This window comes from Xanthomonas sp. AM6, assembly GCF_025665335.1.
Classification (GTDB): domain Bacteria; phylum Pseudomonadota; class Gammaproteobacteria; order Xanthomonadales; family Xanthomonadaceae; genus Xanthomonas_A.
Genome location: NZ_CP106869.1, coordinates 3,087,932 through 3,111,008, shown reverse-complemented (window position 1 = coordinate 3,111,008; position 23,077 = coordinate 3,087,932). Strand labels below are relative to the sequence as shown.

Here is a 23,077-nt window from a genome sequence, read left to right as displayed (position 1 = left end):
ACTGCGGCTGTTCCCCCCTTTCTCCTACCCGATCGAACAATCTCCCATGAGCAACGAACCCCGTCGTTTCAACGTCGCCGTCGTCGGCGCCACCGGTGCCGTCGGCGAAACCATGCTGGCCATCCTCGCCGAACGCGATTTCCCCATCGCCACCCTGTACCCGCTGGCCTCCGAGCGCTCGGCCGGCGGGCAGGTCGAGTTCAAGGGCCAGAAGGTCACCGTGCTCGACCTGGCCACCTTCGACCCGACCGGCGTGGACATCGCGCTGTTCTCCGCCGGCGGCGGTATCTCCAAGGAATACGCGCCGAAGTTCGCCGCCGCCGGCGCGGTGGTGATCGACAATTCCTCCGCGTTCCGCTACGACGACGACGTGCCGCTGGTGGTGTCGGAAGTGAACCCGGACGCGCTGAAGCAGCGTCCGCGCGGCATCATCGCCAATCCCAACTGCTCGACCATGCAGATGCTGGTGGCGCTGGCGCCCCTGCACCGCGAATACAACATCGAGCGCATCAACGTGGCCACCTACCAGTCGGTGTCCGGCGGCGGGCGGTCGGCGCTGGAAGAATTGGGCAAGCAGACCGGCCAGCTGCTCAACTTCCAGGAGATCGACCCGCAGCGCTTCCCGGTGCAGATCGCCTTCAACCTGATCCCGCAGATCGACGATTTCCTCGAGAACGGCTTCACCAAGGAAGAGATGAAGCTGGTCTGGGAGACGCGCAAGATCCTCGGCGACGACAGCATCCAGGTGAACCCGACCGCGGTGCGCGTGCCGGTGTTCTACGGCCACTCCGAGGCGGTGGCGATCGAGACCACGCGCAAGGTCAGCGCCGAACAGGCGCGCGCGCTGCTGTCCGCCGCGCCCGGCGTGGAAGTGGTGGACGAGCGCAAGCCCGGCGGCTACCCGACCCCGGTCACCCACGCCTCCGGCAACGACGCGGTCTACGTCGGCCGCATCCGCGAGGACATCTCGCATCCGCGCGGCCTCAACCTGTGGATCGTCTCCGACAACATCCGCAAGGGCGCCGCGCTCAATGCGGTGCAGCTGGCCGAACTGGTCGCCCAGGAAGGCTGAGCACGGGTCTCTCCTCCGCGCCCATGATGCCCCTCTCCTTCCGGGAGAGGGGCAGGGGTGAGGGTACGGGGCGAAGCCCTCGCGGCATTCGATTGCCGCGCACCGGCCGTGCCCTCATCCGCCCTTGGGGCACCGTCTCCCGAGGGGAGAGGGGAGCGGCGCTGCGCACTCGACGCAACCCAGTCGCATCGCAACAATCGTACGAAGTCGTGATTCCCCTCACCCCTCGGGAGAGGGGTGAGGGTACGAACGAAGCCCTCGCGGCATTCGACTGCGCGGCACCGGCCGTACCCTCATCCGTCTTTCGGGCCCCTTCTCCCAGGGGAGAAGGGGAGAGCGGCATGACGCTGCGCAAGCCCCGTCGCCCGGCGGCGTCGCCGAATGCCACAATTCCAGGGGCAACGGCTATATTGCACGCCATGACACCAAGGGCAGGGGCGTGATGCGCCTACAACCACGCTTCTTCCATCGCCGCCGCCAAGGCGGCGACCGCGTTTCCATCGCGTCCGGCCTGGGCCGCGGCTGGCGCGCCGCATGCGCAGTGCTGTTGCTGGCCTGCAGCCAGGCCGCGCTGGCGCTGGGGCTGGGCGACATCCGCGTGCTGTCCAAGCCCGGCGAGCCGTTCCTGGCCGAGATCCCGGTGATTTCCAACGAGCCGGGCGAACTGGAGAACGCGCGCGTGGCGCTGGCGTCGCCGGCGACCTTCGCCCGGGTCGGGCTGCAGCGCCCGGACGGCCTGGTCGGCGACCTGCAGTTCCGCTTCGCCCAGACCAACCAGGGCCGCGCGGTGATCCGCGTCAGCAGCCGGATGCCGGTCGAGGTGCCGTCGCTGAGCTTCCTGATCGAAGTCGATTGGGGCCAGGGCCGGTTGATCCGCGAATACTCGGCGCTGGTCGACGCGCCCAACACCGCCGCGGCGATCGACGCGCCGGCGATCGATGCGCCCGCCGCCGCGGTGCCGTCCGACCGCATCGTGCGCAGCGAACCGCTGCCGGCGCAGGTGCCGGCGCCCGCCGCGAGCACGCCGACGCCGCCACCGGCGCTGCCGGCCGCACCCACGGCGCCAGTGCGCAGCGCGCCGGCACCGGTCGCCGCGGCCGGCGATGCGCTGGCGCCGGTGCAGCGCGGGCAGACCCTGTCGCAGATCGCCGGGCAACTGGCGCGCGGCAGCGGCCACTCGCTGGACCAGACCATGGTTGCGCTGCTGCGCGCCAACCCGGATGCGTTCATCCGCGGCAACGTCAACCTGCTCAAGCAGGGCGCGGTGCTGCGCACGCCGCGCCAGGAGGAACTGGCCGACATCGATGCGGCGGCCGCCACGGCCATCGTCCGCGAGCAGGCCGCACAGTGGCGCCAGGCACGCGCGCCGGTGCCGCAACCGGCGCAGGCGCAACAGGCCGACGCCGCTGCGCCGACCGTCGCGGCCAAACCGGCCGCCTCCGCGGCGGCCGCGGCGCCCGGCGCGCGCCTGGAAATCGCACCGGCGGTGCCGGCGCAGCAGAACAAGGCAGGAACCAAGTCCGGCACCGGTGCCGGCGACGAGGGAGACATGGTGGCGACTCAACAATTGCAGCAGGCGCGCGAAGACCTCGCGGCACGCGATGCCGAGGTCCAGGAACTGCGTTCGCGGGTCGAGCAGCTGGAAAAGCTCAAGGCCCAGCAGCAGCAACTGATCGCGCTGAAGGACAGCGACCTGGCCGCGGCGCAGAAGCGCCTGGCCCAGGCCGGGCAGACCCAGGCCCAGGCGCAACCGGCGCCAGCGGCAACGTCCGACGGCGGCTGGCCGCTGTGGCTGTGGGGCGGGCTGGCGCTGCTGGTGCTGGGCGTTGGCGCGCTGCTGCTGTCGCGCCGGCGCAAGCCCTCGCCGCTGCCGCCGCTGCCGCGGCATGGCTACGACGCGGCGGAACTGGCCGCGGCGGTGCCGGTGGTCGCGCATCGCGACGTGGACGCGCCGGACCTGCCGCCGCTGGACGAACACGCGCACGACGTGGCCGAAGACGACCTGGACGAGGAGCGGGCCTACCAGGACCAGGCGTTCGAGCGCGAGCTGGCCGCGCATGTGCAGCGTCCCGAGGATGCGGCGGATGCGACCGCCGAGCCGGCCGTGGAGCGTCCGCACGTCGCAGCGCAGTCCGCCTTCGCTGCCGCGCCTGCGCCGCAGGCGCCGCCGGCCGACCCCGACGAACCCTGGCGGCAACCGCCGCTGGCGCCGGCGTCCGCCATCGCGCCCGCGGCGGCGGAACGCCTCGAACCGACCTGGCACCAGGAAGAAGCGCCGGCCGCGGCCGAGCCCAGCGTCGAACCGGCGCCGACCTATGCGCCGATGGGCCGCGAACGCCTGGAGCTGGCGGTGGCCTACATGGACCTGGGCGACAACGAGACCGCGCGCACCCTGCTGACCGAAGTGGCGGCCGGCGGCGATCCGGCGGCACGCGCCGAAGCCCTGCAACTGCTGGGACGCCTGGGCTGATGTGCGCAGGCGGCGCGCGGCGGGTGCGCCGCCGCCGTCCTGCCTCGACAGGGAATGCGACGATGCGCGAACACATCCTCGACGGTGCGCTGGCGGCGGCACGCAACGCGGCTCACTGGCCGGCGGCATATCGCCACCAGGCCGTGGCCGGCCGCGCACGCGCTGCCGGCGGCGCCTGTTTGACGCTGCCGTCGCCGCGGCCGGCCCGCGCCGCCACTCTGCGATGCGCGCCGCAGCAGGTTCGCGCGCACCACGCCGCCCGGCGCTGGCCGCGCGTGCCCGCGTCGCACGGCATCGCGGAGTAGGCCGGCATGCGTTACGCGCTTGGCGTGGAATACGACGGCAGCGAGTTCCAGGGCTGGCAGCAGCTCGGCGAATCGGGCGGGCCGAGCGTGCAGGCCGCGTTGCAGGCGGCGCTGTCGTCGGTGGCCGATGCGCCGGTGAGCGTGGTCTGCGCCGGGCGCACCGACGCCGGCGTGCACGGCGAATGCCAGGTCGTGCATTTCGATTGCGATGCGCCGCGCGCGCCGCGCGGCTGGATGCTCGGCGCCACCGCGCGGCTGCCGGCGTCGGTGTGCGTGCGCTGGTGCGTGCCGGCCGCGGACGATTTCCATGCGCGCTTCTCCGCGCGCGCGCGGCGCTACCGCTACCGCCTGCTCAACCGCCAGGTGCGCCCGGCGCTGTACCGGCAGACGCTGAGCTGGGAACGGCGGCCGCTGCAGGCCGAGGCGATGCATGCCGCGGCGCAGGCGCTGCTGGGCGAACAGGACTTCAGCGCGTTCCGCAGCATCCAGTGCCAGGCGCTGCACGCCCGCCGCGAACTGCAGTCGATCGCGGTGACCCGGGTCGGCGAGGTGGTCGAGGTCCAGGTCCAGGCCAATGCATTCCTTCATCACATGGTGCGCAATATCGTAGGGTCCTTAATCATGGTAGGAACGGGCGACAAGCCGGTTTCCTGGATCGGCGAACTGCTTGCAGGGCGCGACCGTAGCGTCGCAGGCCCGACCGCGCCGCCGCAGGGATTGGTCTTCGTCGGTCCCCTCTATCCCGACATCTGGAAGTTACCGGCCGAGGTCACCCTATGAATCGCACCCTGTATCGCACCCGCATCAAGTTTTGTGGCATGACCCGCGCTGGCGACATCCGCCTGGCGGGCGAACTTGGTGTGGATTCGGTGGGGTTCATCTTCGCGCACGGCAGCCCGCGGCGGGTCGCCCCGGCCGAGGCCCGCGCGATGCGCCAGGCCGCCTCGCCGATGGTGGACGTGGTCGCGCTGTTCCGCGACAACCCCAAGGACGAAGTGCGCGAGGTGCTGCGCACGGTGCGGCCGACCCTGCTGCAGTTCCACGGCGACGAGGACGACGGCTTCTGCCGCGGCTTCAACCTGCCGTACCTGAAAGCGGTGCCGATGGGCGGCGCCGACGTCAACGCCCGCACCCTGCAGCTGCAGTACCCCAACGCGTCCGGCTTCCTGTTCGACAGCCATGCCCCGGGCGAGAGCGGCGGCTCGGGCAAGACCTTCGACTGGACCCGCCTGCCGACCGGCCTGCACCGGCCGTTCCTGCTCGCCGGCGGCGTCACCGCCGACAACGTGTTCGACGCGATCATCGCCACCCTGCCGTGGGGCGTGGACGTCTCCAGCGGCATCGAGAGCCAGCCGGGGATCAAGGACGGCCACAAGATGCGCAAGTTCGTCGAGGAAGTGCGCCGCGCCGACTGCCACGAGCTGTCCACCGGCTGCTGAGCGTCAGCGATCGCCGCGGGCTTGGCGATTGGCGATCGGCGCGCTTCGGAAGGAAGCGACGTCGCCGATGTGCTTCCGTCGCGGGTGCCGTAGCGACGAGCTTGCGCAGGGCGTTCCTGCAAGCGACGCCCGTGCAAGCGACGCCATCGGACAACGCTCTCGGCTCGCGTACGGCCGCCGCGCGAGATGCGTCGCTTCAACGCAACTGCAGGCGCAGCCACGCCGCCAGCGCGGCGATGCGCGGGTCCTCGCGCCCGCCCGGCGCGCACAGCGCCCATTGCCCGCCGGTCCCGGCGAACCCCCACGGCGCCAGCAGGCGCCCGCTGGCCAGGTCGTCGGCGACCAGCGGCTGCGGCGCGATCGCCACGCCGATGCCGGCGAGCGCGGCTTCGAGCAGGTAGTACAGGTGTTCGAAGCCGGTGCCGTAGCGCAGCGCGGCCGGGTCCACGCCATGCGCCTGCGCCCAGGCCGGCCATGCCTGCGGGCGCGAGGCGGTGTGCAGCAGCGGCTGCCGCAGCAGCGCCGCCGGCGAACTTGCCGCCAGCGCCTGCGCCTGCGGCAGGGCAGGGCTGAGCACCGGGCCGATCCGTTCCGGCGCCAGCACGTGCACCTGCCAACCGTCCGGCCACGGCGCCTGGCCCAGCAGCAGCGCGGCGTCCAGGCCGTCCAGGTCGGCGCCGAAGTCGCCTTCGTGCGCGGACAGGTGCAGGGTCAGGTCGGGCAGGTCGCGCTGCAGCGCCTGCAGCCGCGGAATCATCCAGCGCGCCAGGATGCTGCCCGGGCAGCCCAGCACCAGGGCGCTGGCGCGCGCCGGGCGGCGCAGTTCCGCCACCGCATCCTGCAACTGGCCGAAGGCGCCGCCGGCCGCCTCGCGCAGCCGTTCGCCGGCCGCGGTCGGGCGGATGCCGCGGCCTTCGCGCTGCAGCAGCGCCAGCCCCAGTTCCTCCTCCAGCAGCCGGATCTGGCGGCTGACCGCGCCGTGGGTGACGTGCAGTTCGGCCGCCGCGCCGCCGACGCTGCGCAGGCGCGCGGCGGCCTCGAACGCGCGCAGCGCGTTCAGCGAGGGCAGGCGGCGCAGGCTGGACATGTGAGATTTCCTGACGGATGTGCTCAGACTTTATCGGTTTTTGCGCGAACACGCGTGCGCTAAAGTGCAGGCCTGTCCTGCTGCCTGCGATCGCCATGTCCTCCGTCCCCATCAGCGACTTCCACGCCTATCCCGACGCCAGCGGCCATTTCGGCCGCTACGGCGGCCGCTTCGTCGCCGAGACCCTGATCGGGCCGCTGCAGGAACTGGCGGCGGCCTACGACGCCGCGCGCCAGGACCCGGCCTTCATCGCCGAGTACGACAAGGACCTGAAGCACTACGTCGGCCGGCCCAGCCCGATCTACCACGCCGAGCGGCTCAGCCGCGAGGTCGGCGGCGCGCAGATCCTGCTCAAGCGCGAGGACCTGAACCACACCGGCGCGCACAAGATCAACAACACCATCGGCCAGGCGCTTCTGGCCAGCCGCATGGGCAAGACCCGCATCATCGCCGAGACCGGCGCCGGCCAGCACGGCGTGGCCAGCGCCACGGTGGCCGCGCGGCTGGGCCTGGAGTGCGTGGTGTACATGGGCGCCACCGACATCGAGCGGCAGAAGATCAACGTCTACCGGATGAAGCTGCTCGGCGCCACGGTGGTGCCGGTGACCTCGGGCTCGGCCACGCTCAAGGACGCGCTGAACGAGGCGATGCGCGACTGGGTGACCAACGTGCGCGACACCTTCTACATCATCGGCACCGTCGCCGGCCCGGATCCGTATCCGCGCATGGTGCGCGACTTCAACGCCATCGTCGGCCGCGAGGCGCGCGTGCAGATGCTCGAGGACTACGGCCGCCTGCCGGACGCGATCAGCGCCTGCGTCGGCGGCGGCAGCAACGCGATCGGCCTGTTCCATGCCTTCCTCAACGATCCGGGGGTGAAGATCTACGGCGCCGAAGCCGCCGGCGACGGCATCGCCAGCGGCCGCCACGCCGCCTCGATCGCCGCCGGCCGTCCCGGCGTGCTGCACGGCAACCGCACCTACGTGATCTGCGACGACGACGGCCAGATCACCGAGACCCATTCGGTCTCCGCCGGCCTGGACTACCCCGGCGTCGGTCCCGAGCACGCGTTCCTGTCCGACAGCGGCCGCGCGGTCTACCAGGGCATCACCGACGACGAGGCGCTGGCCGCGTTCCACCTGCTGGCGCACACCGAAGGCATCCTGGCCGCGCTGGAATCCAGCCACGCGGTGGCGCAGTCGATCAAGCTGGCGCGCGACCTGCCCAGGGACGCGCTGGTGCTGTGCAACCTGTCCGGTCGCGGCGACAAGGACGTGCACACCATCGCCGCGCGCGAAGGCGTGCAGGTCTGACCGATGCGCTGGGTGCGCGCGACGCTGACCGCCGAGATCGACGCGCCCGGCGAGCAGGACCTGCTGCTCGACTGGCTGGACCGCTGGCGCGGCGCACTGCGTGCCTGTTCCGAGAACACCGGCTGCGGCTGCTGCGTGGACACGTTCCAGGTGGAGGCGCCCGAGCAGGCACTGGCCGAACTGCCGGGGCACATGGTGGCCCGCAGCGCCCGGCCCGATGCGCCGCCGCCGACCGATTGATTCCTCATCCTCATCAGCCTGGACTCCCATGCGCCGTATCGACGACACCTTTGCCCGCCTGCGCACGCACTCGCGCAAGGCCCTGATTCCCTTCCTCACCGCCGGCGACCCGTCGCTGGAGGCCACCGTGCCGGCGATGCACGCGCTGGTCGAAGCCGGCGCCGACGTGATCGAACTCGGCGTGCCGTTCTCCGATCCGATGGCCGACGGCCCGACCATCCAGCGCAGCTCCGAGCGCGCGCTGGCGCGCGGCGCCGGCCTGGCCTACGTGCTGGAGACGGTCAGCGCGTTCCGCCGCGACGACGCGGCCACGCCGGTGGTGCTGATGGGCTACCTCAACCCGGTCGAGATCCACGGCACCGCGCGCTTCGCCGACGAAGCGGTGGCCGCCGGCGTGGACGGCGTGCTGCTGGTCGATCTGCCGCCGGAAGAGTCGGCCGAGACGTTGGCGATCTTCACCGCGGCCGGCCTGGACCTGATCGTGCTGGCCTCGCCGACCACCAGCGACGAACGCATCGGCCTGCTGTGCGATGCCGCGCGCGGCTACCTGTACTACGTCAGCTTCGCCGGCGTGACCGGCGCCGACCATCTCGACACCCGCGCCGCCGGGGACCGCCTGCGCCAGTTGCGCGCCCGTTCCGCGGTGCCGGTGGTGGCCGGGTTCGGGATCAAGGACGCCGCCAGCGCCAAGGCCATGGCGGTGGACGCCGACGGCGTGGTGGTCGGCAGCGCGCTGGTCGCGGCGCTGGCCGAGGCCGCGAGCCCGCAGGCGGCGCGCGAACGCGCGCTGGCCTTCCTCGCGCCGCTGCGGCAGGCGCTGGATCAGGCCTGAGGCATGGCTTGCCGTGCGAGGCGGTTGCGCGCCGGCCACGAGGCTGGGATGTTGCGGTGCATCAACGACGTGGCGCTGCCGCCCGCGTGACCTCGTTGCGGCGCGATATCTAGCGGCGCGCTAGACTGTCGCCCCTTGGCGGCCCGGCGGGCCGCGCGACTGGATCGTCATTCCGCATGAGTTGGCTCAGCAAATTGATGCCCTCCGGCATCCGCACCGATAGCACGCCCAGCAAGAAGCGCAGCGTTCCCGAAGGCCTGTGGGAGAAGTGCCCCAACTGCAGCGCCGTGCTGTACCGGCCGGAACTGGAGGAGAACCTGGAGGTGTGCCCGAAGTGCGGCCACCACATGGCGATCCGCGCGCGCGCGCGCCTGGCCGCGCTGTTCGACCCGGACACTGCGCCGACCGAGATCGGCGCGCGCCTGGGCCCGACCGACGCGCTGAAGTTCAAGGACCAGAAGAAATACGGCGAGCGCATCAAGGCCTCGCAGAAGAGCACCGGCGAATACGACGCGCTGATCGCGATGCAGGGCCTGCTCAAGGCGCAGCCGCTGGTCGCCGCCTCGTTCGACTTCGCCTTCATGGGCGGCTCGATGGGCTCGGTGGTCGGCGAACGCTTCGCGCTGGCCGCCGAAACCGCGCTGCAGATCGGCGCGCCGTTCGTGTGCTTCTCCGCCAGCGGCGGCGCGCGCATGCAGGAAGGCCTGTTCTCGCTGATGCAGATGGCCAAGACCTCGGCCGCGCTCGGGCGCCTGCGCGAGGCCGGCCTGCCGTACGTGTCGGTGCTGACCCATCCGACCACCGGCGGCGTCTCGGCCAGCTTCGCCATGCTCGGCGACATCAACATCGCCGAGCCGCACGCGCTGATCGGCTTCGCCGGCCCGCGGGTGATCGAGCAGACCGTGCGCGAGACCCTGCCGGAAGGCTTCCAGCGCTCGGAGTTCCTGCTCGAGCACGGCGCCATCGACCAGATCTGCGACCGCCGCGAACTGCGCGACCGCCTGTCCGAACTGCTGGCGATGATGATGCGGCAGCCGGCGCCGGCGAAGAGCGAGGTGGTGGCGTGATGGGTGCCGGGAATCGGGAAATGGGAATCGGGAATCGTGGTCCCGCGCGCGTGATGCATTGCGCGGCAAGCGCGCATCGCTCGCGATCCCTGGACGTCTCCGGCTTTTCCCGATTCCCCATTCCCGATTCCCGATTCCCCGCCGCATGAGCACGCGCAAGTACTTCGGTACCGACGGCATCCGCGGCCGGGTCGGGCAGGGCGCGATTTCCGCCGATTTCGTGATGCGCCTGGGCAATGCGCTGGGCCGCGTGCTCGGTGCCGGCAGCGCCGGCGGCGCGCGGCCGACGGTGGTGATCGGCAAGGACACGCGCATCTCCGGCTACATGTTCGAATCGGCGCTGGAGGCCGGGCTGGTCGCCGCCGGCGCCGACGTGCAACTGCTCGGGCCGATGCCGACCCCGGCGGTGGCGTTCCTGACCCGCACGCTCGGCGCCAGCGCCGGCATCGTGATCAGCGCCTCGCACAACCCGCACTACGACAACGGCATCAAGTTCTTCTCCGCCGAAGGCGAGAAGCTCGACGACGCCACCGAGAGCGCGATCGAGGCCGCGCTCGACGCGCCGTTCGCCACGGTGGAGTCCGAGCGCCTGGGCAAGGCGATGCGCGCGCGCGACGCGATCGGCCGCTACATCGAGTTCTGCAAGGCCAGCGTGCCGCGCGGCTTCGACCTGCGCGGGCTCAAGGTGGTGCTGGACTGCGCGCACGGCGCGACCTACCACATCGCGCCGCTGCTGTTCCGCGAACTGGGCGCGGAGGTGATCGCGATCGGCGCCGCGCCGGACGGGCTCAACATCAACGCCGGGGTCGGTTCGATGCACATCGACAACCTCGCCAGCAACGTGCGCCAGCATGGCGCGCAGCTGGGCATCGCCTTCGACGGCGACGGCGACCGCGTGCTGATGGCCGACGACCAGGGCAACCCGGTCGACGGCGACGACCTGCTGTACGTGCTGGCGCGCGGCTGGCAGGCCAGCGGGCGCCTGCGCGGGCCGGTGGTCGGTACGCTGATGACCAACTACGGGCTGGAGAAGGCCCTGGCCGCGCTGCAGCTGCCGTTCCTGCGGGTCAAGGTCGGCGACCGCTACGTGCACCAGGCGCTGGTCGAACAGGGCGGCGTGCTCGGCGGCGAGACCTCCGGGCACATGCTGTGCCTGGACCGCGCCACTACCGGCGACGCCATCGTCAGCGCGCTGCAGGTGCTGGAAGTGCTCAAGCGCTCCCGGCAGACCCTGCGGCAGGCGCTGCAGGGCCTGGACAAGGTGCCGCAGAAGACCGTCAACGTGCGCCTGCAGCAGGGCGCGCGCCCGGCCGAGGCGGCCAGCGTGCAGGCCGCGCTGGCCGCGGCGCAGGCGGCGGTGCAGGGCCGCGGACGCGCGTTCCTGCGCCCGTCCGGCACCGAGCCGGTGGTGCGGGTGACGGTCGAGGCCGACGACGCGGCGCTGATGCAGGACACCCTGGAAAAACTGGCCGGGGCGGTCCGTGACGCGGCGTGAGTCGCTCGCCATCGCCGTGGCGGTGGTCCTCGCCAAGATGGCCACCTTCTACCTGCTGTACCGCCTGCTGATCTGATCGCGGCGTTTCTTCCTTTCACGACTACGGTTCCCGCCATGACTGCGCGCATCCCGACCCTGGACATCAACCGCTTCATCAATCCCTCCAGTGCCAGCGACCGCGACGCCTTCGTCGCCGAACTGGGCGCGGCCTACCGCGAGTGGGGCTTCGCCGGCATTCGCAACCACGGCATCGCGCAGGCGCGGATCGACGCGGCCTACGGCGTGTTCAAGGCGTTCTTCGCGCTGCCCGAGGACACCAAGCGCAAGTACCACCTGCCCGGCAGCGGCGGCGCGCGCGGCTACACCGCGTTCGGCGTGGAGACCGCCAAGGACTCCAAGCACTTCGACCTGAAGGAGTTCTGGCACATCGGCCGCGAGATCCCGGACGATTCCAGGTATCGCGAGGTGATGCCGCCCAACCTGTGGCCGAGCGAGGTGCCGGGCTTCCGCGAGCACGGCTACGGCCTGTACCAGGCGCTGGACCAGCTCGGCGCGCGCGTGCTGGCGGCGCTGGCGCTGCACATCGGCCTGCCGGAGCAGTACTTCGCCGACAAGACCGACTCGGGCAACTCGATCCTGCGCCCGATCCACTACCCGCCGATCACCGCCGACGACATCCCCAACGTGCGCGCCGGCGCGCACGAGGACATCAACCTGATCACCCTGCTGGTCGGCGCCAGCGCCGCCGGCCTGGAAGTCAAGTCCAAGCAGGGCGAGTGGGTGCCGTTCACCTCCGACGCCGACACCATCGTGGTCAACATCGGCGACATGCTGCAGCGCCTGACCAACCACGTGTATCCCTCGACCACCCACCGCGTGGTCAACCCGCCGGGCGAGCAGGCGCGCCAGCCGCGCTATTCGGTGCCGTTCTTCCTGCACCCGAACCCGGACTTCGTCATCGACGTGCTGCCCTCCTGCGTCAGCGCCGACAACCCCAGCCGCTATCCCGAGCCGATCACCGCACAGGGGTATCTGGAGGAGCGGTTGCGGGAGATCAAGCTGAAGTAGCCGGGAGTCGGGATTGGGGATTGGGGATTCGCAAGAGCGGGTCCCCGCGCCGACGGTTGCATGCTGCGATATGCCGCTTTTGCGAATCCCCAATCCCAAATCCCCAATCCCGGCCCCTCACAGCGGCCTGATCCGCTGCGAGCCGCGGCGCATCAGTCTCAGCAGCAGGGCGTTCGGAAGCAGCGCGATCAGGCCCAGCAAGGTGCGGTAGAACAGGCCCGGCACTACCCGCACGTGGCCGCGCTCGGCGCCGTCGATGCCGGCGCGGGCCACCGCGTCGGCGTGCAGCCAGGCCCAGCGCGGCAGCTTGTCCATCTGCGCGCGGGTGCCGGTCACGTCGTGGAATTCGGACCAGGTGAAGCCCGGGCACAGCGCGCAGACGTTGACGCCGCGGTCGGCGTTCTCCAGCGCCAGCGATTCGCTGAAGCGCAGCATGAAGCTCTTCGCCGCCGCGTACAGGGTCTGCCCGTCGGCGCCGGGCACCAGCGCGGCGAACGAGGCGACGTTGAGGATGCGGCCGTGGCCGCTGGCGCGCAGCGCCGGCAGCAGGCGCCAGGTCAGCTCGCAGACCGCGCCGACCATCACCTGCAGGAACGCGGCGTGGGTGGCCCAGTCGCTGTCGGGAAAGCGTCCCGGCACGCCGTAGCCGGCATTGTTGACCAGGATCCGCACCGCCAGGCCGCGGCGTTCCAGTTCGGCCACCAGCGCGGCCGGCGCCGCCGGGTCGGCCAGGTCGGCGACCACGATCTGCACCGGCACCTGCGCGCGCAGTTCCTCGGCCAGCGCCTGCAGCAGCGCCTCGCGGCGCGCGCTGAGGATCAGGGGCACGCCGCGGCGGGCGTATTCGCGGGCGATCTCGCGGCCGATGCCGCTGGAGGCGCCGGTGATCAGGGCATGGCCGGAGGGCTGGGGCATGGCGGTCTCGCGGGAGCGGCAGGGGCGGGGCGGGGCGGCGCGCCCGGCGGCGTGCCGGGCCTCACCGCGCATCGGCTATCCTTTCGGCACTTTTTCGCCGGAGAACGCGCCGATGCGACGCAAGATCGTAGCCGGAAACTGGAAGCTGCACGGCAACCGCCATTTCGCCACCGCGCTGGTGCAGGAGGTGGCCGCGGGCCTGCCCGCCGGTGGCGTGGAGGTGGTGATCCTGCCGCCGCTGCCCTACCTGGGCGACCTGATCGAGGATTTCGAGGGCCATGCGCTGCGCTTCGGCGCGCAGGACGTGAGCAGCAACGAGAAGGGCGCCTACACCGGCGAGGTGTCGGCGGCGATGCTGGTCGACGTCGGCGCCGAGTACGGCCTGGTCGGGCATTCGGAGCGGCGCCAGTACCACGCCGAGAGCAGCGAGCTGGTCGCGCGCAAGTTCGCCGCGGCGCTGCACGCCGGGCTGGTCCCGATCCTGTGCGTGGGCGAGACCCTGGAGCAGCGCGAGGCCGGCCAGACTGAACCGGTCATCGCCGCGCAGCTGGCGCCGGTGCTGGCGCTGGTCGGCGCGCAGGGCTTCGCCAATGCCGTGGTCGCCTACGAGCCGGTCTGGGCGATCGGCACCGGGCGCACCGCCAGTCCGGCCCAGGCGCAGGCGGTGCACGCGTTCATCCGTGGCGAAGTCGCCGCCCACGATGCTAGAATCGCTGATTCGCTGCCGCTCCTGTATGGGGGCAGCGTCAAGCCCGACAACGCCGCGGAGCTGTTCGCGCAGCCCGACGTCGATGGAGGGCTGGTCGGCGGCGCGTCGCTGGTCGCCGAGGACTTCCTGGCCATCGCGCGCGCGGCGGCCGCCCGTTAACCGAACGGCCGCCGCGTTGGCGGCCGCTCGCTACCCAAGTCGTACTGTCCGGACGGATTTCGAAATGCTGATGGTCATCCTCAATGTGGTCTACGTGCTGGTGGCGATCGCGATGATCGCGCTGATCCTGATGCAGCGCGGTTCCGGCGCGGCGGCGGGGTCGGGCTTCGGCGCGGGCGCGTCCGGCACTGTGTTCGGATCGCGCGGCGCATCCAACTTCCTGTCCAAGTCGACCAAGTGGCTGGCGGTGGTGTTCTTCGCCATCAGCCTGTTCATGGCCTGGTACGCCGGCCACAGCGCCCGCCCGGCGGCCGAGGCCAACCTCGGCGTGATGTCGCAGGCCGCGACCCCGGGCCCGGCCGCGCCGGCCGGTGAGCTGCAGATCCCGCAGGCGCCGGCGGCGACCGCGCCGGTCGCCGCGCCGCCCGTGCAGCCGGCGCCGGAAAATGCACAACAAAAGTCGCCTGCCCCGTCGCAGAAAGACTGAAGACGGTTACAATATGTTGCGCGGCGGGATGCCGCGCGCGATACGCAAGCCCAGGTGGCGGAATTGGTAGACGCACTACCTTGAGGTGGTAGCGACTTAGGTCGTAGGGGTTCGAGTCCCCTCTTGGGCACCATTGTTTGGCTACGGTTTCTGCGCAGGAACGTCACGTCCCTGCCGTGAAAATCGTCTATCCCATGCCTGCGCGGCACGCGCGCGGGCACAGGCAAGAGAGAATTGCGAGTGCTGGCCGAATATTTGCCGACCCTGCTGTTTCTGATCGTGGCCACCGGAATCGGCGTCGCGCTGATGCTGGTGGGACGGTTCCTCGGTCCCCGGCGTCCGGACCTGAAGAAGCTCTCGCCGTACGAGTGCGGCTTCGAGGCCTTCGAGGACGCGCGCATGAAGTTCGACGTGCGCTACTACCTGATCGCGATCCAGTTCATCGTCTTCGATCTGGAAATCATCTTCATCGTGCCGTGGACGCAGGTGTTCATGGACCTGGGCGCTCGCTCCCTGGTCACCATGGGCCTGTTCGTCGGCATGCTGTTCCTCGGTTTTATCTACGTGTGGAAGAAGGGAGCGCTGGAATGGGAGTGATTCAGACCCTGGATCGCCTGATGACCAACCCGATCCCGGAAGGGCGGGTCGACGACATCCTGCGTCCCGAAGGCGAGAACCCGTTGCTCGAGAAGGGCTACGTGACCACCAGCGTCGATGCGCTGCTGAACTGGGCGCGCACCGGCTCGATGTGGCCGATGACCTTCGGCCTGGCCTGCTGCGCGGTGGAGATGATGCACGCCGGCGCCGCGCGCCTGGATCTGGACCGCTACGGCGTGGTGTTCCGCCCGTCGCCGCGCCAGTCCGACGTGATGATCGTCGCCGGCACCCTGGTCAACAAGATGGCCCCGGCGCTGCGCAAGGTCTACGACCAGATGCCGGACCCGAAGTGGGTGATCTCGATGGGCAGCTGCGCCAACGGCGGCGGCTACTACCACTATTCGTACTCGGTGGTGCGCGGCTGCGACCGCATCGTGCCGGTGGACATCTACGTCCCGGGCTGCCCGCCGACCGCCGAAGCGCTGGTCTACGGCATCTTGCAGCTGCAGAAGAAGATCTGGCGAACCCAGACCATCGCGCGCTGATTCCTCTTACTTCTTAAGAGCACGCCAAGCCCCCATGGCAGAGCAAGCATCTTCCTTTAGCGACCGACTCGGCGCCCGTTTCCCCGGCAGCCAGGTGTTCGTGGTCCTCCCGCGTGGCGAAGTCACCCTGGAAGTGCCGGCCGACGCCTGGCACGCCACCTGCCTGGCGCTGCGCGACGAGTTCGGTTTCGAGCAGTTGTCCGACCTGTGCGGCGTGGACTACCTGGGCTACGGCAGCGACGAGTGGGATACCGCCGACGTGTCGTCGCAGGGCTTCAGCCGCGGCGTCGAAGGCAAGGGCATGGGCCGTTTCGCCTGGGGCGAATTCCCCAGCGGCGAGACCGCCGGCGACATCCAGCCGCTGCCGGTGCCGCTGCAGCGCTACGCGGTGCTCGCGCAGCTGATCTCCTATCGCCACAACCAGCGCCTGCGCGTGCGCTGCTATGCGCCGAACGAGGACCTGCCGGTGGTGGCCTCGGTCACCGACATCTGGCCGGGCGCCAACTGGTTCGAGCGCGAGGCCTTCGACCTGTTCGGCGTGGTCTTCGCCGGCCACCCGGACCTGCGCCGCATCCTCACCGACTACGGCTTCGTCGGCCACCCGTTCCGCAAGGACTTCCCGCTGATCGGCAACGTCGAAGTGCGCTACGACGAGGAGAAGCAGCGCGTGGTCTACGAGCCGGTGACCTCGGTCGAGCCGCGCGTGGGCGTGCCGCGGGTGATCCGCGACGACGCGCGCTACCAGACCGCCGCGGGCGAAGCACTCAAGGAGCCCGCCAAGTGAGCGAGTACCAGCAGGCGCACGACGCCTTCGCCAGCAATCCTGCCGAGAGCAAGCAGGAGATCCGCAACTACACCATGAACTTCGGCCCGCAGCATCCGGCCGCGCATGGCGTGCTGCGCCTGATCCTGGAGATGGACGGCGAGACCGTGGTCCGCGCCGATCCGCACATCGGCCTGCTGCACCGGGGCACCGAGAAGCTGGCCGAGTCCAAGCCGTTCAACCAGTCGATCGGCTACATGGACCGCCTGGACTACGTGTCGATGATGTGCAACGAGCACGCCTACGTGCGCGCGATCGAGACCCTGATGGGGATCGAGGCGCCCGAGCGCGCGCAGTACATCCGCACCATGTTCGACGAGATCACCCGCATCCTGAACCACCTGATGTGGGTCGGCTCCAACGGCCTGGACCTGGGCGCGATGGCGGTGATGCTGTACGCGTTCCGCGAGCGCGAGGAGCTGATGGACTGCTACGAGGCGGTCTCCGGCGCGCGCATGCACGCGACCTACTACCGGCCCGGCGGCGTCTACCGCGACCTGCCGGACCGCATGCCCAAGTACAAGGAATCGCGCTGGCACAAGGGCAACGCGCTCAAGCGGCTCAACGCCGCGCGCGAAGGCTCGCTGCTCGACTTCCTGGAAGACTTCACCAACACCTTCCCGGGCCGCGTCGACGAGTACGAGACCCTGCTCACCGACAACCGCATCTGGAAGCAGCGTACCGTCGGCATCGGCGTGGTCACCCCGGAGCAGGCCTATGGCTGGGGCATGACCGGCGCGATGCTGCGCGGCTCGGGCATCGAGTGGGACCTGCGCAAGAAGCAGCCGTACGCCAAGTACGACGCGGTCGATTTCGACATCCCGGTCGGCACCAACGGCGACTGCTACGACCGCTACCTGGTGCGCGTGGCCGAGATGCGCGAATCCAACCGCATCATCCAGCAGTGCGTGAAGTGGCTCAAGGCCAACCCCGGCCCGGTGATGGTCGAGAACTTCAAGGTGGCGCCGCCCAAGCGCGCCGACATGAAGGACGACATGGAAGCGCTGATCCACCACTTCAAGCTGTTCAGCGAAGGCTACTGCGTGCCGGCCGGCGAGACCTATTGCGCGGTCGAGGCGCCGAAGGGCGAGTTCGGCTGCTACCTGGCTTCCGACGGCGCCAACAAGCCGTTCCGCGTGCACCTGCGCGCGCCGGGCTTCGCCCATCTGTCCTCGATGGACGCGATCGTGCGCGGGCACATGCTGGCCGACGTGGTGGCGATGATTGGTACCTATGATCTGGTGTTTGGTGAGGTCGACCGATGAAGGCGACAGGTAATTTCGAGGCGGCGCGCGACGTCGATCCGATGGTGGTGCTGAGCGACAAGACGCGCGCGCACATCGATCACTGGCTGGCCAAGTTCCCGCCGGACCGCAAGCGTTCGGCGGTGCTGCAGGGCCTGCACGCGGCGCAGGAGCAGAACCAGGGCTGGCTGACCGACGAGCTGATCGCCGGCGTGGCCAAGTACCTGGAGCTGCCGCCGGTGTGGGCCTACGAGGTCGCCAGCTTCTACTCGATGTTCGAGACCGAGAAGGTCGGCCGCAACAACGTCGCCTTCTGCACCAACATCAGCTGCTGGCTCAACGGCGCCGAGGACCTGGTCGCGCACGCGGAGAAGAAGCTCGGCTGCAAGCTGGGCCAGTCCACCGCCGACGGCCGCGTCTACCTCAAGCGCGAAGAGGAATGCCTGGCCGGCTGCGCCGGCGCGCCGATGATGGTGATCAACGGCCACTATCACGAGCACTTGACCAAGGACAAGGTCGACGCGCTGCTGGACGGGTTGGAGTAACGGCAATGGCACAGCATCCCCACGCTTCCACCGGTCCGGTCGGCCCCGCGCCGCTGCCGCACCAGGTGGTGTACACCACGCTGCACTACGACACCCCGTGGTCGTACGAGAGCTACCTGAAGACCGGCGGCTACGCCGCCCTGCGCAAGATCCTCGAAGAGAAGATCGCGCCGGAGCAGGTGATCGAGATGGTCAAGCAGCCGAACCTGCGCGGCCGCGGCGGCGCCGGTTTCCCGACCGGCCTGAAGTGGTCGTTCATGCCCAAGGGCGCGCCGCAGAAGTACATCCTGTGCAACTCGGACGAGTCCGAGCCGGGCACCTGCAAGGACCGCGACATCCTGCGCTACAACCCGCACTCGGTGGTGGAGGGCATGGCCATCGCCTGCTACGCCACCGGCAGCACGGTGGGCTACAACTACCTGCGCGGCGAGTTCCACCACGAGCCGTTCGAGCACTTCGAGCAGGCCCTGGCCGATGCCTACGCCAACGGCTGGCTGGGCAAGAACGTGCTGGGCAGCGGCGTGGACATCGACATCTACGGCGCGCTCGGCGCCGGCGCCTACATCTGCGGCGAAGAGACCGCGCTGATGGAGTCGCTGGAAGGCAAGAAGGGCCAGCCGCGCTACAAGCCGCCGTTCCCGGCCAATTTCGGCCTGTACGGCAAGCCGTCGACGATCAACAACACCGAGACCTACGCCTCGGTGCCGGCGATCATCCGCAACGGCCCGGAATGGTTCCTGGGTCTGAGCAAGACCAAGAACGGCGGGCCGAAGATCTTCTCGGTGTCCGGCTGCGTGCAGAAGGGCGGCAACTTCGAGGTGCCGCTGGGCACCACCTTCGACGAGCTGCTGGAGATGGCCGGCGGGCTGAAGCCGGGCCGCACGCTGAAGGCGGCGATCCCGGGCGGCGTGTCGATGCCGGTGCTCAAGGCCGAGCAGCTCAAGGGCCTGCAGATGGACTACGACACCCTGCGCGCGCTCGGCACCGGCCTGGGGTCGGGCGCCATCGTGGTGCTGGACGACAGCGTGTGCTGCGTCAAGTTCGCCTGCCGCATCTCGCAGTTCTTCCACAAGGAGTCCTGCGGCCAGTGCACCCCGTGCCGCGAAGGCACCGGCTGGATGCACCGCGTGCTGGAGCGCATCGTCGCCGGCAAGGCGACGATGGACGACCTGCACCAGCTGCGCACCGTCGCCGGGCAGATCGAGGGCCACACCATCTGCGCCTTCGGCGAAGCCGCGGCGTGGCCGATCCAGGGCTTCCTGCGCCAGTTCTGGGACGAATTCGAGTACTACATCGTCAACGGTCGTTCGATCGTCGACCAGCAACTGGAAGTGGCCGCATGAGTGCGCAGCCGGTAAATCCCAACGTTCCGCCGGACCACGTCACCGTCGAGATCGACGGCCAGTCCCTGGTCGTGCCGAAGGGCTCGATGATCATCCAGGCCGCCGACAAGGCCGGCATCCCGATCCCGCGCTTCTGCTACCACGAGAAGCTGCCGATCGCGGCCAACTGCCGCATGTGCCTGGTCGACGTGGAGAAGTCGCCGAAGCCGTCGCCGGCCTGCGCCACGCCGGTGATGGACGGCATGAAGGTCGCCACGCGCAGCGAGAAGGCGCTGAAGTACCAGCGCAGCGTGATGGAATTCCTGCTGATCAACCACCCGCTGGACTGCCCGATCTGCGACCAGGGCGGCGAGTGCGAACTGCAGGACGTGTCGCTGGGCTATGGCCGCTCGGTCAGCCGCTTCAACGAGCGCAAGCGCGTGGTCGCCGACGAGGACATCGGTCCGCTGGTCGCCACCGAGATGACCCGCTGCATCCAGTGCACGCGCTGCGTGCGCTTCACCGCCGACATCGCCGGGACCTACGAGCTGGGCGGCATGTACCGCGGCGAGAACCTGCAGATCGGCACCTACGACGGCAAGCCGCTGACCACCGAGCTGTCGGGCAATGTCATCGACGTGTGCCCGGTCGGCGCGCTGACCAACAAGGTGTTCCAGTTCCGCGCCCGCCCGTGGGAGCTGACCGCGCGCGAATCGCTCGGCTACCACGACGCGATGGGCTCGAACCTGTTCCTGCACGTGCGCCGCGGCGAAGTGCTGCGCACCGTGCCGCGCGACAACGAGGCGGTCAACGAGTGCTGGCTGTCCGACCGCGACCGCTATTCGCACCAGGGCCTGTACGCCGCCGACCGCGCCACCCGGCCGCTGCGCAAGATCGACGGGCAGTGGCAGGAAGTGTCCTGGGCCGACGGCCTGGCCGCGGCCGCGCAGATCCTGGGCGACCACCGCGGCGACGCGCTGGGCGTGCTCGCGCACCCGGCCACCTCCAACGAGGAAGGCGCGCTGCTGGCGCGCCTGGCCGATGGCCTGGGCAGCGGCAACCTGGACCACCGCATCGGCAACCGCGATTTCTCCGACGGCGCCGTGGCCGAACCGTTCGCGGTGCCGCTGGCGCAGATCGAGCAGGCCGAGGTGATCGTGGTGCTGGGCAGCAACCTGCGCCACGAGCTGCCGCTGCTGCACGCCCGCATCCGCAAGGCGCGGATGCAGCGCCAGGCGCGCGTGTACTCGATCAATCCGGTCGATTTCGACTTCGCCTTCGACCAGGCGGGCAAGCAGATCGTGGCTCCGTCCGGTTTCGCCGATGCGCTCGCCGATGCGGCGCTGCGCGAGGCGGTGCAGGGCGCGGCCGGGCGCGCGGTGCTGATCGTCGGCGCGCTAGTCGAGAACCACCCGCAGGCCGCCGCGCTGCGCGCCGCCGCGCGCGACTTCGCCGCCGCCACCGGCGCGGCGCTGTGCCGCGTGCCGCAGGGCGCCAACGCGGTCGGCCTGGCCCGGCTGGGCGTGCTGCCGAGCGCGCGCGACGTGGCCGGCATGTTCGCCGAACCGCGCAGCGCCTACCTGCTGTACGGCATCGAGCCGGGCCTGGATTTCGCCGACGCCGGCGCCGCGCGCGCCGCGCTGAGCGGGGCCAAGGTGGTGGCGTTCAGCCAGTTCGCCTGCGCCTCCACCCGCGACGTCGCCGACGTGATCCTGCCGATCGGCGCGCTGCCTGAGATCGACGCGACGCTGACCAACCTGGACGGCGTGGACCAGCTCGCGCGCGCCGCCGGCAAGCTGCCGGACCAGGCGCGCGAAGGCTGGCGGGTGCTGCGCGCGCTCGGCGGCGCGCTGCAGCTGGCCGGCTTCGACTTCACCGACCTGGCCGGCCTGCGCGCAGGCGTGCAACCGCGCAGCGTGAGCCTGCGCGGTTCGGCGCAGGGCGCGGCGGCGGGCGAGGGCATCGAGGTGGCGGCGACGCCGGCGATCTACCGCACCGATGCGGTGGTGCGCCGCGCGCCCGCGCTGCAGGCGCATCCGCTCAACGACGCGCCGGCGATCCGCCTGCATCCCGAGCACGCTGCGCAACTGGGCGTGGCCGCCGGGCAGGTGGTCAGGGTCGGCAACGCCGTCGGCAACGCGACGCTGCCGGTGGTGCTGGATCCGCGGGTCGCGGCAGGGGTGGCCTGGATCGAATCGGGCCATGGTGCGACGGCGCCGATCGGTGCCGGCCGGGTAACGGTGGTGGCTGCATGAACGAGATGCTGTTGAACGTGGTCGATCCGCTGCACCAGTGGTTCGTTGGCCTGGGCGCGATCGGCGTGGTGCTGTGGATCGTGCTGAAGATCCTGCTGATCGCCATGCCGGTGATCATCTCGGTGGCGTTCTACGTGGTCTGGGAGCGCAAGCTGATCGGCTGGATGCACGTGCGCCACGGGCCGATGTACGTGGGCATGGGCATCTTCCAGGCCTTCGCCGACGTGTTCAAGCTGCTGTTCAAGGAGATCATCCAGCCCAGCAGCTCGCACAAGGCGATGTTCGTGATCGCCCCGCTGATCACCCTGGCGCCGGCGTTCGCGGCGTGGGCGGTGGTGCCGTTCGACGCCAAGCTGGTGCTGTCCAACGCCAACGCCGGCCTGCTGTACCTGCTGGCGATGACCTCGCTGGGCGTGTACGGCATCATCCTGGCCGGCTGGGCGTCCAACTCCAAGTACGCGTTCCTGGGCGCGATGCGCTCGGCTGCGCAGGTGGTCAGCTACGAGATCGCGATGGGCTTCGCCCTGGTCGGCGTCATGATCGCCGCCGGCAGCCTCAACCTGAGCACGATCGTGGCCGCGCAGGCCGGCAACTGGGGCTTCCTCGACTGGTTCCTGGTGCCGCTGTTCCCGCTGTTCATCGTGTACTGGGTGTCCGGCGTGGCCGAGACCAACCGCGCGCCGTTCGACGTGGTCGAAGGCGAGTCGGAAATCGTGGCCGGGCACATGGTCGAGTATTCGGGCGGCGCGTTCGCGCTGTTCTTCCTGGCCGAATACGCCAACATGATCCTGGTCAGCTTCCTGGTCTCGATCTTCTTCCTGGGTGGCTGGCTGAGCCCGATCCAGGGCTGGGTCACGGCGGACATCTCGCCGTGGATCAACTGGATCTGGACCGGCGGCTGGCCGTGGCTGCTGATGAAGGTGTTGTTCTTCGCCAGCGCCTACATCTGGTTCCGCGCCAGCTTCCCGCGCTACCGCTACGACCAGATCATGCGTCTGGGCTGGAAGGTATTCATCCCGCTGACGATCGTGTGGATCGCGGTGACGGCATTGATGGTGTTCTACGGCGTGATCCAGAAGGGCGTGTAA

The 23,077-nt window shown here is 70.2% G+C and carries 23 protein-coding genes and 1 tRNA gene; 22 read left to right on the top strand and 2 right to left on the bottom strand.

What is annotated here, in order from left to right; all coding sequences use genetic code 11:
* The first annotated feature begins 46 nt into the window (after positions 1-46).
* The 5 genes from OCJ37_RS13060 to OCJ37_RS13040 all read left to right on the top strand — a co-directional run bounded on the left by OCJ37_RS13060 (position 47) and on the right by OCJ37_RS13040 (position 5,286).
* On the top strand, positions 47-1,072 hold the full coding sequence (locus OCJ37_RS13060) for an aspartate-semialdehyde dehydrogenase (protein WP_263109935.1): 1,026 nt from the start codon (positions 47-49) through the stop codon (positions 1,070-1,072).
* A gap of 541 nt (positions 1,073-1,613) precedes the next feature.
* A complete protein-coding gene (locus OCJ37_RS13055) occupies positions 1,614-3,542 on the top strand; it encodes a motility hub landmark protein FimV (protein ID WP_263113684.1) in 1,929 nt (642 codons plus the stop codon).
* A gap of 62 nt (positions 3,543-3,604) precedes the next feature.
* Positions 3,605-3,847 (top strand): hypothetical protein, encoded by a 243-nt coding sequence (locus tag OCJ37_RS13050; protein WP_263109934.1) that lies wholly within the window; start codon positions 3,605-3,607, stop codon positions 3,845-3,847.
* 6 nt (positions 3,848-3,853) lie between these two features.
* Positions 3,854-4,627: a tRNA pseudouridine(38-40) synthase TruA gene (gene truA, locus OCJ37_RS13045; RefSeq protein WP_263109932.1), complete on the top strand. Its 774-nt coding sequence runs from the start codon at positions 3,854-3,856 to the stop codon at positions 4,625-4,627.
* A complete protein-coding gene (locus OCJ37_RS13040) occupies positions 4,624-5,286 on the top strand; it encodes a phosphoribosylanthranilate isomerase (RefSeq protein WP_263109930.1) in 663 nt (220 codons plus the stop codon). The genes truA and OCJ37_RS13040 overlap by 4 nt, the downstream gene beginning before the upstream one ends.
* Before the next feature lie 196 nt (positions 5,287-5,482).
* Here OCJ37_RS13040 and OCJ37_RS13035 read toward each other — a convergent pair whose 3' ends face one another.
* The gene (locus OCJ37_RS13035; protein WP_263109928.1) at positions 5,483-6,373 is read right to left on the bottom strand and encodes a LysR family transcriptional regulator; all 891 of its coding nucleotides are present in this window, start codon (positions 6,371-6,373) and stop codon (positions 5,483-5,485) included.
* A 95-nt stretch (positions 6,374-6,468) separates the two neighbouring features.
* On the opposite strand from OCJ37_RS13035, the gene trpB reads away from it, so the two are divergent.
* From trpB to OCJ37_RS13005, 6 genes are all read left to right on the top strand, one after another.
* Positions 6,469-7,686, top strand: a complete 1,218-nt coding sequence (gene trpB / locus OCJ37_RS13030) for a tryptophan synthase subunit beta (RefSeq protein ID WP_263109926.1) — start codon at positions 6,469-6,471, stop codon at positions 7,684-7,686.
* A gap of 3 nt (positions 7,687-7,689) precedes the next feature.
* On the top strand, positions 7,690-7,926 hold the full coding sequence (locus tag OCJ37_RS13025) for a hypothetical protein (RefSeq protein WP_263109925.1): 237 nt from the start codon (positions 7,690-7,692) through the stop codon (positions 7,924-7,926).
* A gap of 28 nt (positions 7,927-7,954) precedes the next feature.
* A complete protein-coding gene (gene trpA, locus OCJ37_RS13020) occupies positions 7,955-8,758 on the top strand; it encodes a tryptophan synthase subunit alpha (RefSeq protein WP_263109924.1) in 804 nt (267 codons plus the stop codon).
* Between the two features lie 176 nt (positions 8,759-8,934).
* The gene (accD, locus tag OCJ37_RS13015; RefSeq protein ID WP_263109922.1) at positions 8,935-9,825 is read left to right on the top strand and encodes an acetyl-CoA carboxylase, carboxyltransferase subunit beta; all 891 of its coding nucleotides are present in this window, start codon (positions 8,935-8,937) and stop codon (positions 9,823-9,825) included.
* A 145-nt stretch (positions 9,826-9,970) separates the two neighbouring features.
* Positions 9,971-11,320, top strand: a complete 1,350-nt coding sequence (gene glmM, locus OCJ37_RS13010) for a phosphoglucosamine mutase (RefSeq protein ID WP_263109920.1) — start codon at positions 9,971-9,973, stop codon at positions 11,318-11,320.
* Between the two features lie 114 nt (positions 11,321-11,434).
* A complete protein-coding gene (locus OCJ37_RS13005) occupies positions 11,435-12,388 on the top strand; it encodes an isopenicillin N synthase family dioxygenase (RefSeq protein WP_263109918.1) in 954 nt (317 codons plus the stop codon).
* A gap of 117 nt (positions 12,389-12,505) precedes the next feature.
* On the opposite strand, the gene OCJ37_RS13000 is transcribed toward OCJ37_RS13005, so the two are convergent.
* Positions 12,506-13,303 carry an SDR family NAD(P)-dependent oxidoreductase gene (locus OCJ37_RS13000; RefSeq protein ID WP_263109917.1) on the bottom strand — a complete coding sequence of 266 codons (798 nt, stop codon included), beginning with the start codon at positions 13,301-13,303 and terminating at the stop codon, positions 12,506-12,508.
* 112 nt (positions 13,304-13,415) lie between these two features.
* Between OCJ37_RS13000 and tpiA the strand changes: the two genes are divergently transcribed.
* From tpiA to nuoH, 11 genes are all read left to right on the top strand, one after another.
* Positions 13,416-14,171 (top strand): triose-phosphate isomerase, encoded by a 756-nt coding sequence (gene tpiA, locus OCJ37_RS12995; RefSeq protein WP_263109915.1) that lies wholly within the window; start codon positions 13,416-13,418, stop codon positions 14,169-14,171.
* A 64-nt stretch (positions 14,172-14,235) separates the two neighbouring features.
* Complete coding sequence (gene secG, locus OCJ37_RS12990; RefSeq protein ID WP_263109914.1) at positions 14,236-14,658, top strand: preprotein translocase subunit SecG; 423 nt, start codon at positions 14,236-14,238, stop codon at positions 14,656-14,658.
* A gap of 48 nt (positions 14,659-14,706) precedes the next feature.
* A tRNA-Leu gene (locus OCJ37_RS12985) sits at positions 14,707-14,791 on the top strand.
* A 107-nt stretch (positions 14,792-14,898) separates the two neighbouring features.
* Positions 14,899-15,255, top strand: coding sequence for an NADH-quinone oxidoreductase subunit A (locus OCJ37_RS12980; RefSeq protein ID WP_145700765.1), 357 nt, complete (start codon positions 14,899-14,901; stop codon positions 15,253-15,255).
* On the top strand, positions 15,246-15,800 hold the full coding sequence (locus tag OCJ37_RS12975) for a NuoB/complex I 20 kDa subunit family protein (RefSeq protein WP_003467428.1): 555 nt from the start codon (positions 15,246-15,248) through the stop codon (positions 15,798-15,800). Before OCJ37_RS12980 ends, OCJ37_RS12975 begins: the two co-directional genes overlap by 10 nt.
* A 34-nt stretch (positions 15,801-15,834) precedes the next feature.
* Positions 15,835-16,584 (top strand): NADH-quinone oxidoreductase subunit C, encoded by a 750-nt coding sequence (locus tag OCJ37_RS12970; RefSeq protein WP_263109911.1) that lies wholly within the window; start codon positions 15,835-15,837, stop codon positions 16,582-16,584.
* Entirely contained in the window at positions 16,581-17,888 is a 1,308-nt protein-coding gene (locus OCJ37_RS12965) for an NADH-quinone oxidoreductase subunit D (protein WP_263109909.1), read from the top strand. The genes OCJ37_RS12970 and OCJ37_RS12965 overlap by 4 nt, the downstream gene beginning before the upstream one ends.
* Entirely contained in the window at positions 17,885-18,412 is a 528-nt protein-coding gene (gene nuoE / locus OCJ37_RS12960) for an NADH-quinone oxidoreductase subunit NuoE (RefSeq protein ID WP_184411164.1), read from the top strand. The genes OCJ37_RS12965 and nuoE overlap by 4 nt, the downstream gene beginning before the upstream one ends.
* Positions 18,413-18,417: 5 nt before the next feature.
* Positions 18,418-19,755 (top strand): NADH-quinone oxidoreductase subunit NuoF, encoded by a 1,338-nt coding sequence (gene nuoF / locus OCJ37_RS12955; protein ID WP_263109906.1) that lies wholly within the window; start codon positions 18,418-18,420, stop codon positions 19,753-19,755.
* A complete protein-coding gene (gene nuoG / locus OCJ37_RS12950) occupies positions 19,752-21,989 on the top strand; it encodes an NADH-quinone oxidoreductase subunit NuoG (protein ID WP_263109905.1) in 2,238 nt (745 codons plus the stop codon). Before nuoF ends, nuoG begins: the two co-directional genes overlap by 4 nt.
* Positions 21,986-23,077 carry an NADH-quinone oxidoreductase subunit NuoH gene (gene nuoH, locus OCJ37_RS12945; RefSeq protein WP_263109903.1) on the top strand — a complete coding sequence of 364 codons (1,092 nt, stop codon included), beginning with the start codon at positions 21,986-21,988 and terminating at the stop codon, positions 23,075-23,077. Before nuoG ends, nuoH begins: the two co-directional genes overlap by 4 nt.

Bases quoted from the DNA above. Each gene is read 5' to 3' on its own strand.
- trpA (WP_263109924.1), top strand. From the start codon at position 7,955: ATGCGCCGTATCGACGACACCTTTGCCCGCCTGCGCACGCACTCGCGC.
- OCJ37_RS13050 (WP_263109934.1), top strand. From the start codon at position 3,605: ATGCGCGAACACATCCTCGACGGTGCGCTGGCGGCGGCACGCAACGCG.
- OCJ37_RS13025 (WP_263109925.1), top strand. From the start codon at position 7,690: ATGCGCTGGGTGCGCGCGACGCTGACCGCCGAGATCGACGCGCCCGGC.
- nuoG (WP_263109905.1), top strand. From the start codon at position 19,752: ATGAGTGCGCAGCCGGTAAATCCCAACGTTCCGCCGGACCACGTCACC.
- OCJ37_RS13060 (WP_263109935.1), top strand. From the start codon at position 47: ATGAGCAACGAACCCCGTCGTTTCAACGTCGCCGTCGTCGGCGCCACC.
- truA (WP_263109932.1), top strand. From the start codon at position 3,854: ATGCGTTACGCGCTTGGCGTGGAATACGACGGCAGCGAGTTCCAGGGC.
- trpB (WP_263109926.1), top strand. From the start codon at position 6,469: ATGTCCTCCGTCCCCATCAGCGACTTCCACGCCTATCCCGACGCCAGC.
- glmM (WP_263109920.1), top strand. From the start codon at position 9,971: ATGAGCACGCGCAAGTACTTCGGTACCGACGGCATCCGCGGCCGGGTC.
- OCJ37_RS13040 (WP_263109930.1), top strand. From the start codon at position 4,624: ATGAATCGCACCCTGTATCGCACCCGCATCAAGTTTTGTGGCATGACC.
- OCJ37_RS13005 (WP_263109918.1), top strand. From the start codon at position 11,435: ATGACTGCGCGCATCCCGACCCTGGACATCAACCGCTTCATCAATCCC.
- OCJ37_RS12970 (WP_263109911.1), top strand. From the start codon at position 15,835: ATGGCAGAGCAAGCATCTTCCTTTAGCGACCGACTCGGCGCCCGTTTC.
- OCJ37_RS12975 (WP_003467428.1), top strand. From the start codon at position 15,246: ATGGGAGTGATTCAGACCCTGGATCGCCTGATGACCAACCCGATCCCG.
- secG (WP_263109914.1), top strand. From the start codon at position 14,236: ATGCTGATGGTCATCCTCAATGTGGTCTACGTGCTGGTGGCGATCGCG.
- nuoE (WP_184411164.1), top strand. From the start codon at position 17,885: ATGAAGGCGACAGGTAATTTCGAGGCGGCGCGCGACGTCGATCCGATG.
- OCJ37_RS13035 (WP_263109928.1), bottom strand. From the start codon at position 6,373: ATGTCCAGCCTGCGCCGCCTGCCCTCGCTGAACGCGCTGCGCGCGTTC.
- accD (WP_263109922.1), top strand. From the start codon at position 8,935: ATGAGTTGGCTCAGCAAATTGATGCCCTCCGGCATCCGCACCGATAGC.
- nuoF (WP_263109906.1), top strand. From the start codon at position 18,418: ATGGCACAGCATCCCCACGCTTCCACCGGTCCGGTCGGCCCCGCGCCG.
- OCJ37_RS13000 (WP_263109917.1), bottom strand. From the start codon at position 13,303: ATGCCCCAGCCCTCCGGCCATGCCCTGATCACCGGCGCCTCCAGCGGC.
- tpiA (WP_263109915.1), top strand. From the start codon at position 13,416: ATGCGACGCAAGATCGTAGCCGGAAACTGGAAGCTGCACGGCAACCGC.
- nuoH (WP_263109903.1), top strand. From the start codon at position 21,986: ATGAACGAGATGCTGTTGAACGTGGTCGATCCGCTGCACCAGTGGTTC.